17 protein-coding genes are annotated in these 17,874 nt (G+C 70.6%); 8 read left to right on the top strand and 9 right to left on the bottom strand.

Features of this window, described 5'->3' with window-relative positions:
- Positions 1-73: 73 nt before the first annotated feature.
- From C1A38_RS18775 to C1A38_RS18750, 6 genes are all read right to left on the bottom strand, one after another.
- Positions 74-943, bottom strand: coding sequence for a manganese catalase (locus C1A38_RS18775; RefSeq protein WP_102659077.1), 870 nt, complete (start codon positions 941-943; stop codon positions 74-76).
- 104 nt (positions 944-1,047) lie between these two features.
- Entirely contained in the window at positions 1,048-2,166 is a 1,119-nt protein-coding gene (locus C1A38_RS18770; RefSeq protein WP_102659076.1) for a carboxylate-amine ligase, read from the bottom strand.
- Positions 2,153-3,937 (bottom strand): N-acetylglutaminylglutamine amidotransferase, encoded by a 1,785-nt coding sequence (locus C1A38_RS18765; protein WP_102659075.1) that lies wholly within the window; start codon positions 3,935-3,937, stop codon positions 2,153-2,155. Before C1A38_RS18765 ends, C1A38_RS18770 begins: the two co-directional genes overlap by 14 nt.
- A 118-nt stretch (positions 3,938-4,055) precedes the next feature.
- The gene (locus C1A38_RS18760; RefSeq protein WP_102659074.1) at positions 4,056-5,069 is read right to left on the bottom strand and encodes a right-handed parallel beta-helix repeat-containing protein; all 1,014 of its coding nucleotides are present in this window, start codon (positions 5,067-5,069) and stop codon (positions 4,056-4,058) included.
- Position 5,070: 1 nt separating this feature from the next.
- The gene (locus C1A38_RS18755; RefSeq protein WP_199180246.1) at positions 5,071-6,153 is read right to left on the bottom strand and encodes a hypothetical protein; all 1,083 of its coding nucleotides are present in this window, start codon (positions 6,151-6,153) and stop codon (positions 5,071-5,073) included.
- Positions 6,150-7,805 carry a hypothetical protein gene (locus C1A38_RS18750; RefSeq protein WP_102659072.1) on the bottom strand — a complete coding sequence of 552 codons (1,656 nt, stop codon included), beginning with the start codon at positions 7,803-7,805 and terminating at the stop codon, positions 6,150-6,152. Before C1A38_RS18750 ends, C1A38_RS18755 begins: the two co-directional genes overlap by 4 nt.
- A gap of 189 nt (positions 7,806-7,994) precedes the next feature.
- On the opposite strand from C1A38_RS18750, the gene C1A38_RS32635 reads away from it, so the two are divergent.
- Positions 7,995-8,999, top strand: coding sequence for a response regulator transcription factor (locus C1A38_RS32635; protein WP_502696944.1), 1,005 nt, complete (start codon positions 7,995-7,997; stop codon positions 8,997-8,999).
- Positions 9,000-9,147: 148 nt separating this feature from the next.
- Positions 9,148-9,762: a TOPRIM nucleotidyl transferase/hydrolase domain-containing protein gene (locus C1A38_RS18740; protein WP_233196896.1), complete on the top strand. Its 615-nt coding sequence runs from the start codon at positions 9,148-9,150 to the stop codon at positions 9,760-9,762.
- Here C1A38_RS18740 and C1A38_RS18735 read toward each other — a convergent pair.
- Complete coding sequence (locus C1A38_RS18735) at positions 9,733-10,245, bottom strand: hypothetical protein (protein ID WP_102659070.1); 513 nt, start codon at positions 10,243-10,245, stop codon at positions 9,733-9,735. The genes C1A38_RS18740 and C1A38_RS18735 overlap by 30 nt on opposite strands.
- 235 nt (positions 10,246-10,480) lie before the next feature.
- Between C1A38_RS18735 and C1A38_RS18730 the strand changes: the two genes are divergently transcribed.
- From C1A38_RS18730 to C1A38_RS18715, 4 genes are all read left to right on the top strand, one after another.
- Positions 10,481-12,430 carry a purple acid phosphatase family protein gene (locus tag C1A38_RS18730; protein WP_102659069.1) on the top strand — a complete coding sequence of 650 codons (1,950 nt, stop codon included), beginning with the start codon at positions 10,481-10,483 and terminating at the stop codon, positions 12,428-12,430.
- A 113-nt stretch (positions 12,431-12,543) separates the two neighbouring features.
- The gene (locus C1A38_RS18725; protein ID WP_102659068.1) at positions 12,544-13,176 is read left to right on the top strand and encodes a hypothetical protein; all 633 of its coding nucleotides are present in this window, start codon (positions 12,544-12,546) and stop codon (positions 13,174-13,176) included.
- Between the two features lie 64 nt (positions 13,177-13,240).
- Entirely contained in the window at positions 13,241-13,897 is a 657-nt protein-coding gene (locus C1A38_RS18720; protein ID WP_102659067.1) for a hypothetical protein, read from the top strand.
- Positions 13,894-14,661 carry a nickel/cobalt transporter gene (locus tag C1A38_RS18715; protein ID WP_102659066.1) on the top strand — a complete coding sequence of 256 codons (768 nt, stop codon included), beginning with the start codon at positions 13,894-13,896 and terminating at the stop codon, positions 14,659-14,661. Before C1A38_RS18720 ends, C1A38_RS18715 begins: the two co-directional genes overlap by 4 nt.
- Positions 14,662-14,680: 19 nt before the next feature.
- Here C1A38_RS18715 and C1A38_RS18710 read toward each other — a convergent pair whose 3' ends face one another.
- Complete coding sequence (locus C1A38_RS18710) at positions 14,681-15,427, bottom strand: SDR family oxidoreductase (RefSeq protein WP_102659065.1); 747 nt, start codon at positions 15,425-15,427, stop codon at positions 14,681-14,683.
- A gap of 81 nt (positions 15,428-15,508) precedes the next feature.
- On the opposite strand from C1A38_RS18710, the gene C1A38_RS18705 reads away from it, so the two are divergent.
- Both C1A38_RS18705 and C1A38_RS18700 read left to right on the top strand, forming a co-directional pair.
- A complete protein-coding gene (locus C1A38_RS18705) occupies positions 15,509-16,117 on the top strand; it encodes a TetR/AcrR family transcriptional regulator (protein ID WP_102659064.1) in 609 nt (202 codons plus the stop codon).
- Positions 16,118-16,231: 114 nt separating this feature from the next.
- Positions 16,232-16,810 (top strand): hypothetical protein, encoded by a 579-nt coding sequence (locus C1A38_RS18700; protein WP_146017578.1) that lies wholly within the window; start codon positions 16,232-16,234, stop codon positions 16,808-16,810.
- Between the two features lie 8 nt (positions 16,811-16,818).
- Here the strand turns inward: C1A38_RS18700 and C1A38_RS18695 are convergent, their stop codons facing one another.
- Complete coding sequence (locus tag C1A38_RS18695) at positions 16,819-17,862, bottom strand: WxL protein peptidoglycan domain-containing protein (RefSeq protein WP_102659062.1); 1,044 nt, start codon at positions 17,860-17,862, stop codon at positions 16,819-16,821.
- Positions 17,863-17,874: the final 12 nt, after the last annotated feature.

Genomic DNA, 17,874 nt, shown 5'->3' with positions numbered 1-17,874 from the left:
TGACCAGGTGACACAGTCCCACCGATGACGTAGGACCGGGCGGGCTCGGCAACAGTCGAGCCCGCCCGACACGTCAGGTGACCTTGCTCTTGACCTTGTTCATCACGCCCTGCACCATCCCCGGGTCGGTCCCGTACAGGCGTGGATCGCCCGGAGGCAGGACGGGTTCCGGTGCGTGCGCGCGAGGGCTGTGGTCGTAACGGAACTCTCCCTTGCCGTCAGGTGCCGGTCCGGACGCCCAGCGACCCTGGCCGGCGTCGCCGTCCGGGGAGAAGTCGAGATAGGTGTAGCTGAACTCCTCGGTGAAATCGGGGGAGTCGGGGAAGGCCTCCGGCACCGGCATGGCCTCCAGGCCGTCCTCCTTGAGTTGCTCGATGGCTGCCATCCACATGTTCTGGTGCATCGTGTCGCGGGCCAGCAGGAACCGCAGCATCTGCTTGACGCCGGGATCGTCGGTCATGTTGAACAGGCGGGAGACCTGGAGCCGGCCCTGGGCCTCGGCGGTGACGTTGAGTTGGAAATCGGCCATCAGGTTGCCGCTCGCGGTGACGTAGCTGCCGTTCCACGGCATGCCCACGCTGTCGACAGGCATCGCTCCCCCGCCGCCGTGGATGAAGTGCGCCGGGTTCGAGCCGCCGTAGATCGCCCCCACCATCGGATTGCCCTCGGCGGCCTCCGCCAGGGACAACGGCGCGTGTTCCAACAGTCGGGTGATCATCGTGGCGATCATCTCGACGTGGCCCATCTCCTCGGTACCGACATCGAGCAGCAGATCCTTGTACTTACCGGGAAGCCGACAGTTCCAGCCCTGGTAGAGGTACTGGTTGGCGACTGTCATCTCGCCCCACTTGCCGCCCAGGATCTCCTGCAACCGGCGGGCGAAAGCGGCGTCCGGCCCGTCCGGTTTGGCCTCGAACTGAAGGTTCTTGATGTGGCTGAACACGCGGCCTCCTCGTCATAGAAACGCTGTCGAGGTGCCTTCCCGCCCCGGTGGCATCCGTGGGCCATCCGGTGGCCCGTCGGGGCCAACCTCCAGGTGGGAATGGGTCAGCCTGCGACCGTCTGGGCGATCAGATGTTGCAGCACCGCCTGGACGTCGCCGTCGGTGCCGGCCATGACCCGACGTTGTCGGGTCGCTCCGGTGCCCTCCCGGCGCAGCCGGTCGACCTGCCGCAGCACCAGGTCGAGATCGTCGTAGCGGGCCAGGGCGGGCGTGACCGTGTCGAGCAGTTCGTCGACGAGTTCCCAGGCCGGCCGGGCACCACCGCCGAGCAGGTCGACGAGGACTCCGTCGATCCCGTCGTGGGCGGCCCGCCAGTGCGCGGCCGCGACCAGGCAGTCCCTGATCCGTACGGGTGGCACGCCGTCGCGTACCCGGTCGATCATCGTGACGACGAGCGCCCGGACCAGTGCGGCGACCAGGACGGTGTCCTCCACGGACGGGCAGACGTCGCCGACCCGGACCTCGACGGTGGGGTACCTGGTCGACGGCCGGGCGTACCAGTAGACCATCGCGGCATCGAGCATGATCCCGGCGGTGATCAACTCCTGCACGGTGGCGTCGTAGTCGGCGACCGACTCGAAGTGCGGGGTGGGTCCGATGCTCGGCCAGCGCTCCAGTTGCATGGACCGCCAACTGTTGTGGCCGGTGTCCCGACCGTCGTACAGCGGCGAGTTGGCGGTGAGCGCCTGCACCACCGGCAGCCAGGGACGCAGATGGTTGCAGACCTGCACGGCCAGTTCCCGGTCCGGCACCCCGACGTGCACGTGGCAGCCACACACCGCCGGGTCGTGCGCGACCGGACCGAAACGGCGGGACATGGCGTGGTACCGCTGCTCGTCCGGCACCGTGAGATGGGCTTCGCAGACCGGCGTGGCACCCACCGCCACCAGCCGTGCTCCGGCCGCCGACGCCGCCTCGGCGGCCGCCCGGCGCAGGGTGATCAGGTGCTCGCGCAACTGCGTCAGGTCGGTACAGACCGGGGTGACCATCTCCAGCATGCTGTGCCGGAACTCCTGCCGACTCTGCGTGCGAGCGGTGCCGGACAGGGCGTCGAGCACCTGCTCGGCGACCGGCAGACTCTCCCCGGTCTCCGGGTCCAGCAGCAGGAACTCCTCCTCCACTCCGAGGGTGAGGCGGTCCTGCTCGCGGCTACTCGACGCCATGGGTCTGCAGCCAGAGTTCGAGCAGGCCGAGCTGCCACAGCTTGTTGCTGCCGGCCGCCGCCTGGGCCGCCTGCGGATCGGCGAGCAAACGTTCGACGTACTCGGGCCGGAACAGTGCGCGTTGCCGGGCGGCCGGCGCCCGCAGCGCCTCGACGACCAGTTCGCGGACCGGCCCGTCGACGTTGCGCAGCGCCGGCACCGGGAAGTAGCCCTTGGGCCGGTCGATCACCTCCGCCGGCAGGACCTGCCGGGCGACCTCCTTGAGGACGCCCTTGCCGCCCTGTGCGACCTTGTGCTCCGGAGGGCAGGCGGCGGCGAGCGCGACCAGGTCCTGGTCGAGGAAGGGCGTACGCACCTCCAGCCCCCAGGCCATGCTCATGCTGTCGACCCGCTTCACCGGGTCGTCGGGCAGCATCCGATGGGTGTCCAGCCGTAGGACGGCGTCCAACGCGGTGTCCGCGCCGGAGGCGGCGAGATCCGCGTCGACCAGGTCACCGCTGGCGTCGTCGACGAGGGCGTACGCGGGGCCGACGACCCCCGCCAGTTCCGCGTGCTCGTGGTCGAAGAACGCCTCCGCGAACGCCCCGGCGGCCTGGTGCCGGGGCACCCCGGCGAACGGCTGGTGATAGCCGTACCCGGCGAACACCTCGTCCGCGCCCTGCCCGGACTGTGCCACCTTGACGTGCCGCGCGACCTGCTCGGAGAGCAGGTGGAAGGCGACCACGTCGTGGCTGCCCATCGGCTCGGTCATCGCCCCGATCGTCCGGCGTACGGCCGGCACCAGGTCGTCGTTGGCGAGCTGGATGCGTTGATGGTCGGTGTCGAAGGCGCGGGCCACCAGGTCGGAGTAGTGGAACTCGTCGCCGGCCTCGCCATCTCGGCTGTCGAAGCCGATGCTGAAGGTGCGCAGGTGCTCCTGCCCCGCCTCGGCCAGCAGCGCCACGATGAGACTGGAGTCGAGCCCGCCGGAGAGCAGCACACCGACCGGCACGTCGGCGACCAGTCGCCGGGCCACGGCCGTACGCAGCGCGTCGCCGATCGCGTCCTGCCAGTCCCGGGCGTCCCAGCCGCGGTGGGCGGGTTGCCGGACGTAGTCGGGCCGCCAGTAGATCCGTTCCCGGCTGTGCCCGTCGGCCTCGACCACCCGCACGGTCGCCGGTGGCAGCTTCCGCACCCCGCGCAGGATGGTCCGGGGCGCGGGCACGATCGAATGCCAGGACAGGTAGTGGTGCAGGGCCACCGGATCGACGTCGGTGTCCACCTCACCGGCGGCGAGCAGCGCCGGAAGGGTCGACGCGAAGCGCAGCCGGCCCGCCGTCTCGGCCAGGTAGAGGGGTTTGATGCCGAGCCGGTCGCGGGCCAGCACCAGCCGCCGCCGTGCCCGGTCGACCAGGCCGACGGCGAACATGCCCACCAGGTGGTCGACGAAATTCTCACCCCACTGGGCGTACGCCACCAGAATCACCTCGGTGTCGCTGGTGGAGTGGAAGGTGTGCCCGGCGGCCCGCAACTCCTCGCGTAGCTGCGGGTAGTTGTAGATGCAGCCGTTGAACACCAGGGCCAACCCGAGGTCTTCCCGCACCATCGGTTGGCTGCCGGCCTCGGACAGGTCGATGATGGTCAACCGTCGATGCCCGAGGGTCACCCAGTCGGCACTCCACCGGCCCGTACCGTCCGGTCCCCGGGACCGCATCGCCTCGGTCATCCGCGTCACCGCGGCAGCGTCCGGGGTCGTACCGTCGAACCTCGCCTCTCCACTGATCCCGCACATGCCTCCCCCTAGCCATAGGTCAGCGAACACGCGCTCGGAGCAGCGGCTTGACCTTGACCGTATGCGGCCCGGAGGGGCGATCGAGCTTAGATCGGTGAGGAGGAATATCGAGCGTCCATCACGCTTCGCCCCGCAGGTCGACACGGATGTTGTCGAGGAGCACCCCGGACGCCTGCTCGACGACGACGGGGGTCCGCGAGCGGAGCGGCTCCTTCGCGCCGATGACGGGCAGGGGCACCAGGGTGCAGTCCGTCACCACCACGTCGCGGTACTCCAGCACCCGTACCGAACGGTCGACCTCGCTGCGGCCCCAGCCCGCGATCCGGATCGCGTACAACGGGCCGTTCCAGGACACCAGGGCATCCGACACCCGGATCCGTTGCCCGATGACGTTGTCGTCGCCGACGTGGAAGCGGTCGGTGTTGTCACCCGGCAGCAGCCGGAAGCCGATCTCGACGTCCGACAGGCGGGCCCGCTGCACCGACACGTCGTGCACGGAGCTGAGATAGAAACCCTCGAAGGCGTCGCTGACCACCAGATCCTGGATGTCGATGTGGTGGGGGTGGTACGACGGCCCACTGATCGAGCTGACACTGTCGCCGACCGCACCCCAGTGCACCGCGATGCCGGTGCAGCCACCCACGATCGACACGTCGGCGAGGGTGAGGTGGCGTACCGCCCCGACGAGCGCGATGCAGTTGGCGGCCCGGGTGCCCGGGCGCTCCACCCGCACCCGGCGAAGCTGGATGTCCTCGATCCACTCCGTCTCGGCCGGGTAGAGGTAGCTGCCGACGGTGATGGCGGTGCCCCGGTCCCCGCCGTGTTCACCGGGGGAGGCTGGTGGCGGCCGGAACCCGATGTCCTGGATCGTCACCTGGGAACCGAGCACCTGAACGATCGGCTGGCCGTCCGAGGCGGACGAGGCCAACCAGGTTCGTACCTGCCCGTCGTGCTGCTGCGCGCCGGCCAGGGTCCAGCCCGCACCGACGACGATCCCGCCGTCGAGCGGGAAGGTGCCGGCCGGCAGGTGCAGCGTCCCGCCCGACTCGTCGGCCAGGAGGCGTTCGATCGCGTGCCGATTGGCCGCCGGATCGGCACCCAGCGGCACGTCGTGACGGTCCGTCGCGGTCATGTCAGCACTCCAGTTCGGTGACCTGGCAGGCGATCTCCGACACTCGTGGCCGTACCGTCTCGGCCGCCGGGTCGGTCAGCCCGAGCAGCACCGGCCCCGCAGTGGTCCGCTCGACCAGCACGTCGAGCAGGTCCGGCGCGACAGTCGTCGTACGCACCGGGCAGTCGGTGCCGTCGAGGAGATGCGTGGCGCGCACGACCAGGCGGTCGGTCTCCGGTGCCCGGGTGAACGGTGACGCCTCGAACAGGGCGTACCCCGCTCCCCGCCAGGCCACCCGGACCGCCTTCAGCACGGTCTGGCCCTGCTGACGACGCAGCCAGGGTCGGGTGGGATGGCGGAACGCCGCAGGCGGCACCGAGGCGACGGTGGTGCGCAGCCGGCAGCGTACGGTCGGGTCCGGCGCGTTGACCACGACGAACCTGGACCGGGCGGGCCCCTCGGTGCGTCCTTTCGCCCCCACCAGACCGCCGGCGCTGACCAGGCCGGCGAGCTGCGCCGACGCCCCGGTCAGCGCCGGCCCGCCCGGGCTGTCGCCGCCGCCCTCGATCGCTGTCACCTCGACCTGGTTGATCCGTACCCCGACCGCTGCCAGCGGGCTGAGCGCCGGGGCCGCCCACGGCGGCACCGTGGCGTCCGCCAGCTCGATGATCAGCAGATCGTCGACGCCCATCTCCTGAGCGCCCAGGTCGAACTCGACCCAGGCGTGGGCCTCCACCATCCGCAGCCGCCCACGTCGGCGGCAGATCAGCGCGGCGGCCCGGGTCACGCCCTGGGCCCGGACCATGATCAACCGGGGCAGCTCCCGCATGCCGCGGCCGGGTACGACGGCGCGGGACCAGGCCGCCTGCGTGGCACCGTCCACGTGCAGATCGACGCGTACCCGGATCGGCCGCCCGCCGCCGCGTACCTTGAGCATGACCGCGCCGCAGTCGCCCTGGACCCGCCCGACGATGGCCGCGCCCCGGGTGAACCGGTCGGCGACCAGCACCTCGGGGTCGCCGCCGCTGGTGAACACGGCGGGCAGCTCGCGCGGCGCAGCCGGCTCGTCGAAGTCGGTGGCGAACCGGGCACCCGTGGCCGTCACCGCTGCCCTCCGGGCCGGTGCAGGTCGGTGCGGGTCAGCACCGGCTCGCGGCGGTTCCACATCCGCTCCACCGCCTCGAACAGCGGATCGGCGTCGCTCTCGATGTGCCGGAACGCGACCTGTACGGATTTGAGCAGATGGTCGGCGGGCCAGACCTCCCACTGCGGCACCTGTGGGGTGAACAGGTCGGTGGCGCTGCGGTAGAACCACAACCACAGCCGGGCCCGCTCGACCTGCTCAGCGGAGATCAGCTCCTCGCCGCTGCCGAGCGCGCCGATCGCCGAATCCAGGGCCTTCCAGTACGTCTCCGGGTCGTGCACGACTGTGGACAGACCGCACTCGCTCCACTCGGACCAACCCGCCTGGATCACCGGAATGCCGTACGCGGGAAGCTCGTTGCTCACGCTCCCGCGCACCGTGACGCCGAGGTCGACGAGGCTCCACAGCCCGTTCTTGCTGAGATCCCTGCTGGGCTGGAACACCATGTGCCGGTGCCGGGCGTACCGGGCGGCCACCGACTCGAAGAAGCCGGTGCTGTCGTACCGGAACTGGCTCGGATGGTCCTGGAACAGCCACTGCACCTGCGACGCGCCGCTCGCGAACCGGGCCGTCTCCTCGAACCAGTCGGCCAACGTGGGGAAGGACTGGTGATTGGTGCCGGGGGCGTCGGAGACGGCGTGGTTGAACACCGCCACCATCGGACGCGCCGGGTCGAAGCCCAGGCGCGCCGCGAAATGGGTACGCAGCCGTGCCCGCTCCGCGCTGTTGTTGATGTCGACCGAGGCGCTGGCCCCACCCCGCCACCAGCTCGGGCGGCCCAGGTTGACCTTCGAACGCCAGGCCACCAGCTCCGCGTTGCGGCGTACCTGTTCGCGTCGGGACCAGACCCGCTCGGCGAAGAAGGCACCGATCTGCTGGGTGAGCTCGCCCCGGAAGGTGTGCTTACCGGTGTCGGTCTCGGGAAACAGGGCGTACGCCTTCAGGCACCCGGTCTGCTGGGTGTGCACCACGGGCACCCCGGCCCGCCGGGCGGAGTCCACCGCCAGGCCCCAGTGGTCGTAGTCGACGTGGCTGGTCACCAGCGCCACCACCGACTCGTCCCCCAGCAGCGCGTCGTACGCCGACGAGATGGCCCGGGCCAGCGCCTGCCGCCGCTGGTAGCGCGGATCGGCGGTGGGATCCTCGGGCGGGCGGGGACGCTTCGTCACCCGGCAGTAGGTGGCGCTGACGAACTCCGCAAGCGTCTGCTCGCTGATCGCCGGTCCGGGGCGCAGCGGCCTGCCGAACAGCTCCAGCCGTACCTCGCTCGGCGTGGCGGACCGGGCCGGCCCGTCGACCAGGCGGTACAGGTCGATGACCTCGCTCGCGCCGTACGCTTCGGCGAGCCGCCGGACCAGCTGCACGTCGAACTCGGTCCAGAGCGCGTCGTGCCACATCTGCTCGACCCCGGTGACGACGACGAGCTGCGCGGGGACGATCCGGCGGATCGCGTTTGCCACCGCCAGGTTCCGCAGCGCCACCCGGATGTCCTGGTGGAACACCTCGACGACCAGGTACCGCTGGGACGACGTCGATCCCAGGTTCTTGCGCCAGTACACCGAGGCGGCGTCGAGGAACCCGTCGAACGCCTTCTTGTCAGCTCTGAGCCACACCCGAGACCCGTCCTCACCCCGTAACGGCAACCAGCGTCGGGACTGTACGGTCCGGTTACGCACGGCAGCCGAACAGCCGGTGACCAGCCGGTGAAGCCCTGTCTCCCCCGGATGGGGGAGAGGTTCGAGTCGTGATTTCCCGACGATCGGGGAGGCGCCGGCGGGCGGCCCGCTGGCATGCTCGCGGGTATGGCGAACCCGGACCTGAAGACGACCGATCCGGCCGACGCTGACCCCCGTGGCGGGCCGGCCAGGTGGGGTGCGCCGCTGGTGCTCGCGGCGGCGGTCGGAATGCTGCTCGTGGCGACCCCGTGGTGGGGAGTGAACGGTCTCGACGAGACCTCCAGTCCATGGTTCGTGGATCTGGAACGGCTGGTGCTCGGGCTCGCGAATTTCGCGGCGGTCGCGGCGGTCGCGTTGTCCCGGTACCGGCTCGGGGCGGCCTGCGTGGTGGCGACCGTCCCGTGGGTTCTCTCGCCGTTGCTGGGTGCAGTCGCCTGGGCCTGGTGGTCGGCCGTGCTGGCCGTGCTCGGGATCGCTGTCCTCGACGGTGCGCGCCGGCTCTCCCTCGCCATGGCGGCCCTGGCCGTCACGCTCGCGGTGGTGTACTGCACCACCGGGATGTACTGGCATGTGCCGATCGTCGGGCCGGTCAACCTCTTCTCCCGTGAGCCGGATCGGTGGCTCGACGAGACGCGCCTGATCTACCTTGCGTTCTATCTGGGCGCGGTCGGCGTCGTCGTGCTGCTCGCCGCTGTACTGCGCCGACGTCGCGCCGCTCGCCTCAGATCGATCGCCGCCACTCCCGCAGCGGCAGCAGCGCCCATGCCACCTGCGGTCGAGTCGCCCGAGGTGACCGGGCCGGGGGTGGTCGAGGCTGAGTCGTCGGTGGGACCGGTCGGATCGGAGGTGGCCGAGGTCGGACCGCAGGCGACGCCTGTTGGGTCGGCGGCCGTCGGGGCCGGAGCGCAGGTGTTGACCGGGCCGTGGGCTGAACGGATCGCGACACTCACTGCCCGGGAGCGGGAGGTGTTGCTGGCCGTCGCCCGGGGCCGATCCAACGCCGAGGTGGCCGCGGACCTCGGCATCGGAGACGAGACCGTCAAGACCCACGTCTCCGAGGTGCTGCGCAAGCTCGGCTGCCGCGACCGCGTACAGGCGGTGATCGCCGTATACGAATCAGGCCTGCGATAGGGCGACCCGGCCGGTGCCTCTCGGTGATCGACTCCGTTTCGCCGAAACGGCGGTATCCCGCCGTCGCGAACCCCGCCATTTCGCCGAAACCGCGCGCCGGAACCCGGACTCGGTTCGGCATGATGGGTCTGAGGTCGGGGAGGTGGAGGTGCGGATCGAGGTCACCGCGCCGCGGGACGCCCGAGCGGTGCTGCTTGTCGAAGGGACAAGCGACCTGGTCGCCGTGCAGACCCTGGCGCAACGCCGGGGACGGGACCTGGCCGGCGAGGGCGTACGGGTGCTGGCCATGGGCGGGGCCACAAACATCGGGCACTACCTGGCGCAGCTCGGCCCGCGTGGCAGTGACCTGCGCCTGGCCGGCCTCTACGACGTCGCTGAGGAGGGCTTCGTCCGGCGTGGGCTGGAACGGGCGGGTCTCGGTGTGGCCCCGCTCGCTGAGCTGGGCTTCCACGTCTGTGTGCGTGATCTGGAGGACGAGCTGATCCGGGCGCTCGGCACCGACGGGATGCAGGAGGTGCTGGCGGCCGAGGGGGATCTGCGCTCGTTCCGGCTCTTTCAGCGGCAGCCTGCGCAGCAGGGCCGCGAACTGCCGGCTCAGCTGCGCCGGTTCATCGGCACCCGGTCCGGCCGCAAGGAGGCGTACGCCCGACTGCTCGTGCAGGCGCTCGACCTGGAGCGCGTGCCGCGCCCGTTGGACGCGGTGCTCGCGTCGGTGGCGCCGCCGAGCGGAGCGTCACCAGCGCGGGAGCACCGAACCGGTTAGCCGGCCACCGAAGCGGTAGACCACACACATCACGTCCCGGTCGCCGTCGGCCCAGGTCTCCATCGTGGGCATCGCCGGGTAGAAGCGCAGTGCCTGGCCGGTGTCGTCGGGCCAGGTGCTGGTGAACAGCGCTCGGCAGGCCGACCAGGCGAACTCCCGTAGCGCCACCGGATCCCAGTCCGTGTCGTCGGCGTGCACGAAGCCGTACGCCTGGTTGTCGGCACCCAGTGCGCAGGGCCGGTAGCGGACGACGACGCCGCCCGCCTCCGGCAGGTGGGTCGGGTCATCGAAGCACTCGCCGCCCTCGATGTAGAGGAGGCCCGGCGTCTGCGCGTCGACGAAGGTCTCGTCCTTGACGACGGCCTGGGCCGACATGGCGCTGCCGGCCATGGTGGCGAGCAGTCCCGCCGTGCAGAGCAGGGCGACGACGCCCCGCAGCGGACGGCGCGAAAGGCGACCGGTGACAGTGTCCTGGTTGGTCATAGCGCGTCGATGGTAGGAACGCGATCCCTGCCGGCGAGCTACTCGCAGGTGTCGGCGAGGTGACGCGACGGCCAACACCGACTGGTGGGGCAGGCGACGCGGCGAGTGTTCATCTGCTGGAAAGGATCTTGTAGCTGTCCGGTTGAGCGGGACTGGGCCAATGACGACGGCGCGCCGCCCGCACAACCGGTGGTCGGGCGCCACCCACCTCCTCATTTGAAGGGTGACCAGAGTCGTGACCGACCAGAAGCTCCCCTGGAGCATCGGGGCCCGTCGGGCGAAGATCGTGGCGATCGGTGCCGCGGCACTGCTCGCCGGGGGCGTGGCCCTCAGCCCCGCCGCCTTCGGTGATGCAACGCCAGCCAAGTTCCCCGCCGCCGAGATCCACAAGCCGTCGCCGGTGCCGGACCGGATCATGTTGACCCCCACCGCCACCCCGTCCACCTCGCAGCGGGTGACCTGGCGTGCCGAGGCCACGGCGGAGTGGGCGCGTGCCGAGCTCCTTGAGGCACCCCGGGCGCTCGTCGGTGGTGTGCCGGCGTCCGGAAGTACGGTGACCCGCCTCGCCGCCCTCTCCAGCACCCCGGTCAACACTTCTCTGGGGTACGCCTCGACCTACCACACCGTCGAGTTCACCGGCCTGAAGCCGGACACCCGGTACACGTACCGGGTCGGCGACGGCACCAACTGGAGCGAGTGGATCGACTTCACCACCGCGGCCAGCGACTTCGAGCCGTTCTCGTTCATCTACTACGGCGACGCACAGAACAACCTCGACTCGGCGGTGCCCCGGGTGTTCCGGCAGGCGTTCGCCGAGCGGCCCGAGGCGAAGATGATCATCAACGCCGGTGACCTCATCGACAACGCCAACAGTGAAGAGCAGTGGGGCCAGTGGTACAAGGCCAGCGGCTTCATCGACGGTCAGATCAACAACATCTCGGTGCCGGGCAACCACGAGTACAGCGGCGGGCTGTCGCAGTTCTGGCGGCCGCAGTTCCCGTACCCGGACAACGGTCCGGGCAACCCGGAGCTGAAGCAGACCGTCTACTACGTCGACTACCAGGGCGTACGCTTCATCGCCCTGGACTCCAACCACCAGAGCAACAGCGCGCTGATGGCCGCCCAGACCACCTGGCTGGAGGGCGTGCTCCGGGACAACCCCAACAAGTGGACGGTGGTCACCTTCCACCACCCGGTCTACTCGACCACTGGCACCCGCAACAACCCGCAGGTCCGGGCCCAGTGGGGCCCGCTGTTCGAGCGGTACGGCGTGGACCTGGTGCTGCAGGGTCACGACCACTCGTACGGCCGGGGCAACGTGGCCACCAACCGCCGCTCGGCCGCCGTGCACGAGGGCACCGTCTACGCGGTGTCGGTCTCCGGCGGCAAGATGTACGCCCTCAACAACGGTCAGAACTGGACCGGCAACGGTGCCGAGGTGACCAGCACCAGCGAGAACACCCAGCTCTACCAGCTCATCGACGTCTCGCAGGGCACTCTGCGCTACGAGGCCCGGTACGCCAACGGTGAGCACCACGACGGGTTCCTGATCCGCAAGAACAACGAGGGCGAGCGGACCGTCAACGAGCTGCGTACTCCGTCGAACACGACGGGCCGGCAGGTCACTGTCGACCGGACCAGCGTCGCGGTCAAGGGCGAGGTCAAGGTCTCCGCGTACGGCTACGACCCGGCCGAGAAGGTCGCGGTCTCCCTGCGCAAGCTCGGCAACACCCCCGGCCAGGCCGAGATCCCCGTGGCCAACCTGACCGCGGACCAGCTGGGCCGGATCAGCTACCAGCTGGCGATCCCCGCCTCGGCCAAGGCCGGCGGCACCTACGAGGTCTTCCTGTCCAGTGCCAACCAGCAGATCACCAGCCCGGCGATCACGCTGAACGGGTGGCGTGCCGACGTCCAGGCCCGCGCGCACTGCGTCGGTGCCACCGCGTACGTCTCGGTCACCGTCCGCAACGGCGAGGGCGAGCCGCTGAGCGTCGAGATGGTGACCCCGTACGGGTCGCGGACGGTCTCCGGCGTGGCCGGTGGCAAGTCCGCCAGCCAGGCGTTCAACAGCCGGGCCACGGCGGTGCCGGCCGGCGTCGCGACCGTCGACGTCACCGGGATCGTCGACGGTGACCCGGTCACCATGCGGGTCGAGGCTGCGTACGAGGCGGCCAGCTGCGAGTAGTCCGGGTGCGGTGGCGCTGCCTGAACGGCATCGCCGCCGCCCTCCCGCCGGTGGACACGCGTTCCTCCGGCTGAACTTCCCTCAACTGCCCTCAGTGGCGATGGAGCATCGAGATGAACACATCAAGTCGTAGGCGGTTTTTCGCGGTGGGCGCCGCCGGTGCCCTGCTGGCCGGATCGGTGGCGGCGGGATCACCCGCGTTCGCCGCACCGGGTGACAGCGCCGACGTGTCGGTGACCGTGGACATCGAGGAGATCAAGGAGCCGGGGGTGCTGGCGATGTCCATCGCCGGTGACTCGGTGACGTTGGCCGAGGACGGGTCGACGTTGCTGGTCCGTCAGTTCGTCGGCACCCTGCCGACGGTGACGGTCACCGACACCCGTACGCCCGACGAGGTACCGGCCGGTGCCGCGTGGGCCGTGCTCGGCAGCGCCACCGACTTCGTCGGCGGCGCGGGTCAGGCGCCGATCGGCGCGGGGCACCTGGGCTGGAAGCCGAAGCTGATCGACGGTGGCGACAGCGGCCTGGTCAGCGAGGGTGAAGAGGTCGTGACCGTGGTGGACGAGCCGACTCAGCCGGGCAACAACGTGGGTCTGGTGGACCAGGAACTGCTGGTCTCCACCTTCGACTCGGGTGCGGTGGCCGGCGGCGCGTACACCGTCAACGCCGATCTGTTCCTGCGGACGCCCGCGGACGTGGCGGCGGGTGCGTACACCTCGACGCTGACCCTGTCCCTGTTCGAGTGAGCATCACGGGTGTGGGGGTCCGCAGGCGGCGAGCCCCCACACCCGTGGTCTGCCGGAGACGACGATGAATCACCGCAGCAAGATGATCGGCGCTCTGCTCGCCGGCGGTACGGCCCTGGCGGCGGCTGTCGGGGGCGGCGCGCCGGCCGCCGCGCACCCCTTCGGCCCGCCGACGACCGCCCAGGTCGTCGTCGACGGCTCCCGGGTCGACATCTCCTGGCAGCCCGCCGAGGACGACTGGGTGGCGCTCGGCCAGTCACTAGGTGCCTTCGAGGACCCCAGCGCCGGCCCGGTGTCCACCCAGCTCACCGGCGAACAGAAGCTCCAGCAGTCCGCCGCGGTGCGTGACTACCTGCGCGAACGGATCACCGTCAGCCAGCACGGCCAGCCCTGTCGCGGCGAACTCGAGCCGCTTGACGGACTGCTCGCACAGGGCGCCCGACTGACCTTCGACTGTCCCGCCCCGGTCCGCACGCTCGACATCACGTTCACCGCGTTGACCGACCTCAACCAGGCGTACCGCACGATCCTGCGCGCCGAGTCGGCGAGCCCGGCCGAGACGCTGTACACCGCCGCGGCCGACACCCACCAGGTCGACTTCACCCAGTCCGGCGGCGGGCTCGGACCGGCCACCGCGCTGGCCTTCGGGGTCGGCGCTGCCGCCGTGCTCGGCGTGCTGCTCGTACTCCTTTCCCGACGACGTACCCGGAGCACGGCATGAACGGCCTCAACGACCTCGACCAACGACTGCTGGCACTCTTCGACAACTCGGCCCTGTTCTGGTTGGCCCTGGTCGTGGCGGTGGGCGTCGGCGCCGCCCACGCCGTGGCACCGGGACACGGCAAGAGCATCACCGCCGCGTACCTGGTCGGCACGCATGGCCGGTATCGGGACGCGCTGCGGCTGGGCGTCATCGTCGCGGTGATGCACACCTTCTCCGTCCTGGTGCTGGCGCTGGTCTGGACCGCGTTCAGCGGCGCGGCCAGCCTCGGCACCACGACGATCACGGCCGGGCTTCAGGTGCTGGCCGGGCTCGTGGTGATCGGCGTCGGCGCGCACCTGATCCGCCGCCACCTGCGGCGTCGCCACGCCCACGCCCACACCCACGACCATCACCACGGCCACGATCACCACCATCACGACGAGACGGTCGACCCGTGGTCCCGTCGGGGCCTGGTCGCGCTCGGGCTGTCGGGTGGGCTGCTGCCCTCACCGTCGGCCTTTCTCATCCTGGTCAGCGGACTGCTGACCGGTCGCGCCGTCGGCGCGGTCGTGATCGTGCTGGCCTTCGGGGCCGGGATGGCGTTGACCCTGACCGGGGTCGGGGTGCTGACCATCCGGGGGCACGCCCTGTTGGCGGGCCGAAGCAGCAGGTGGGCCCTGCTGTCCAGCGTGTCGGCCTGGACTCCGGCGATCGCCGGGGTGGCGGTCTGCCTGGGCGGCTGCCTCTACGTGGCCGCCGCGGTCTCGACGCTCACCGCGTGACCTCGGCCCTGCTCGTCGGTCAGATTGCGCCGCCGTTGGCGTAGAGCACCTGGCCATTCACCCAGCGTCCGGGGCCGGCGAGGAAGACGACCAGCTCGGCGATGTCGTCGGGCGTCCCGATGCGCTCCATCGGCGGTTCGGCGGCTATCCGGGCCAGCGTCTGCTCGTCCTTGCCGTCGAGGAAGAGTTCGGTCGCGGTCGGGCCGGGTGCCACCGCGTTCACCGTCACGTCCCGTCCGCGCAGCTCGCGGGCGAGGATCAGGGTCATCGTCGAGACGGCGCCCTTGCTCGCCGCGTAGGCGCTGTAGCCGGGGCGGGCGAACCGGGTCAACGAACTGGAGAAGTTGACGATGGCCCCGCCCGGGCGCACCCGCCGCGCGGCCTGCTGGTCGACCACGAAGGTGCCTCGTACGTTGATCCGCAGCATCTCGTCGAGCTGGTCGAGGTCGAGATCCGCCAGCGGGGCCAGGGTCATCATCCCCGCGGCGTGCACCACCACGTCGACGCCGCCGAACTCACGTTCCGCGGTGTCGAAGAGGGCCGCCACCGCAGCGGGGTCGGCGACGTCGGCGGGGACCGCGATCGCCGTCCCACCGGCGGCACGGGCGGCCGTCACGGCTTCCTCCGCCGCTTCCTGCCGGCCGCGGTAGTTGACCACGACCGCGTACCCCTCGGCGGCCAGCCGTTCGACCACGCGGCGTCCGATGCCCCGGGAGCCGCCGGTCACGACCGCGACGCGGCCGGTCGTGCTGAAAGTGGTGGTCATGCTGCCTCCTGAAGCTGATTTGTGTACGCTGTGTCCATATAACTCGTCACGTAGACACAGCGTCCATATAGCGGAGGAAAAGTGGCGCAGCTCACCCCAGACTACGAGGCTCCCCGTCGGCGTGGGCGCGGTCGCCGCCCTGCTGACCAGGTACGCGCCGAGATCCTCACCGCCGCCGGCAACCTGCTGCTGGCCGAGGGCATGGCGGGCTTCACGATCGAGAAGGTCGCCGCCCAGGCCGGCGCCAGCCGCATGACGATCTACAAATGGTGGCCCTCCAAGGGTGCGTTGGCCCTCGACGGCTACTTCGCGGTGGTCGGCCCGGTGCTGGCGTTCCCCGACACCGGTGACATCGTCGCCGACCTGACCAGCCAGCTCACCGCGTTCGTCCACCTGATGACCGACACCTCCGCCGGTCGGGTGGTCAGCCAGCTCATCGCGCAGGCGCAGATCGATCCGGACCTCGCCGCCGTCTACCGCGAGCGCTATTCGGTCCCCCGTCGCGCGATAGGCGTCGAGGCCCTCACCCGGGCGGTGGCCCGAGGACAGCTGCGTCCGGACATCGACGCCGAGTCCGTCGTCGACCAACTCTGGGGCGCCTGCTACCACCGGCTGCTGATTCCGGACCAGCCACTCACCGAGGAGTTCGCCGCCACACTTGTCGACAACCTGATGCGTGGCCTGCGCTGACCTCCTCCGAGGCGGCGTCGATGGGGCGAACGGATGCACCGGTACGCGGCCACCGTCGATCGGGCCGTACGCCACGGGACAGCTGAAACGCCGACGGCGGTCGATACTGAGGAGATGACGCGGCTGGTTCGGATGCTGACTCTCGTGGCGCTCGGGTCGGCGTTGGTCGCCTGTGACCGCGCGCCGGTGGACACCCCGACAGCGTCACCGACGGCACCCTCCCCGTCGGCATCCCCCGGCGACCTCGCCGTCCCACCACTGCGACTGCCCAGCGTGGCCCCCGACGGCACCTGCCCGGCCGCCGAACCGCAGCGCTGGAGCAAACCGGGCCAGGCACAGCGGGTGCTGGGGCCCGGCCCGGTCCACCCGATCGCCGACTACTTCAGCGGCGGAGCACTGCCGCTGCGCCCCAGCGACCGGCAGGCCGACGGCAGCTACACGGTGAAGGTGCGCTGGCTGGCCGCCGACTACACCGGCCCGGTGCTGGTACGCGCGGGACGCATCGACGCACCGGGTGCCGCCTCGGCCCAGTTCTCCTACCTCGGCGAACCCCGCCACGACGGCCACCATGCCGTGCTGACCAGGCCGGACACCGACCTGCCGGCCACCACCACTGTCGACGGTCCAGGCTGCTACGCGTACCAGGTCGACGGCACGTCGTTCAGCTACACCATCGTGTTCCGCGCCGGCTGAGGCTCAGCTCAGCCGACCGGGGTGGTCCGGCGGCCCTCGGCCCGGCCCTCTTCCCGCGCGCTGGCGAGCAACTGTGCCAGCCGCCGCCGACGGCGCCGGGTGATGACCCGGTAGGCGAGCACGAGCAGGCCGAGCAGGAGCAGCAGCGCCAGTTGCGGCCAGGGCACGATCCAGGTGGTGACGGTCGCGGTGCCGGGTCGGATCTCGGCGTCCGTCGGGTCGCCGCCCTGAACGGCGGGCGTGACGGAGACGGTGGTCTTGAGTCGGCCGAGCCCCCAGACCCCGTCGACCTGGGTGTCCACCACCTGTACGCCGCCGGGCAGCGTCTCGGTGACCTGGGTCGGGCCTTCCTGCGTGACCAGGCCGAACAGTTCACCGACGGACACCGTTCCACTGCCGGTAAGCGCGACGTTGCCGTCGTTCTTCGCGGTGTAGCCGACCTTGAGGGTGCCGGCGGAGAACGGGTTCCACGAGGGCGTGTAGGTGGTGCTGAGGTCACTGATCGCCACACTGGCGGTGACCGTGCCGCTGGCCCGCAGCATGACCCGGAAACCGACCCGGCTCTCCACGGCGACGGTGCCGCCGGTGCTGGTGACGGTCGCCGCGATGCCCGCCGGGTGGTCGCCGGGGGTGGCGTCTTCGGGCACGGTGATGGTGAACGGCACCACCTTCGTACCCTTGGCCTCGACTGTCACCTTCTCCTGGACGGTGATCCAGGTGCCACCGTCCACCGACTTCTCGTTCGAGGGCAGCATGTTGAAGCGGCCCTTGTCGGTGAGGTATCCGTCGGCCGCCTTGAGGGAGAAGACCACCGCCGAGTCGCTGAAGTTCCGTACCGCGAGGTGCTCGGTCACCACCTGGCCGGGGTCGAGGGTCCGTTCGATGAACCGGCGGCCGTCCGGGCCGTTGCGGTCGGCCGGCTGAACCGCCCAGGTGACCGCGGGACTCGTCGGTTCCGCCATCGCGCCGGTCGACGATATCGGCACGACGACAAGCACCACAGCCAGCACGGCGAGCATCCGGGTCAGTGCTCGCAGCGGGGTTCGGATCATGGCGGTTTTCCT

The sequence above is a fragment of the Verrucosispora sp. ts21 genome, assembly GCF_002879555.1.
In the GTDB taxonomy this organism is placed as follows: domain Bacteria; phylum Actinomycetota; class Actinomycetes; order Mycobacteriales; family Micromonosporaceae; genus Micromonospora; species Micromonospora gifhornensis.
Note: the sequence above shows the minus strand (reverse complement) of the source record. Positions and strands in the feature narration are given on the sequence as shown.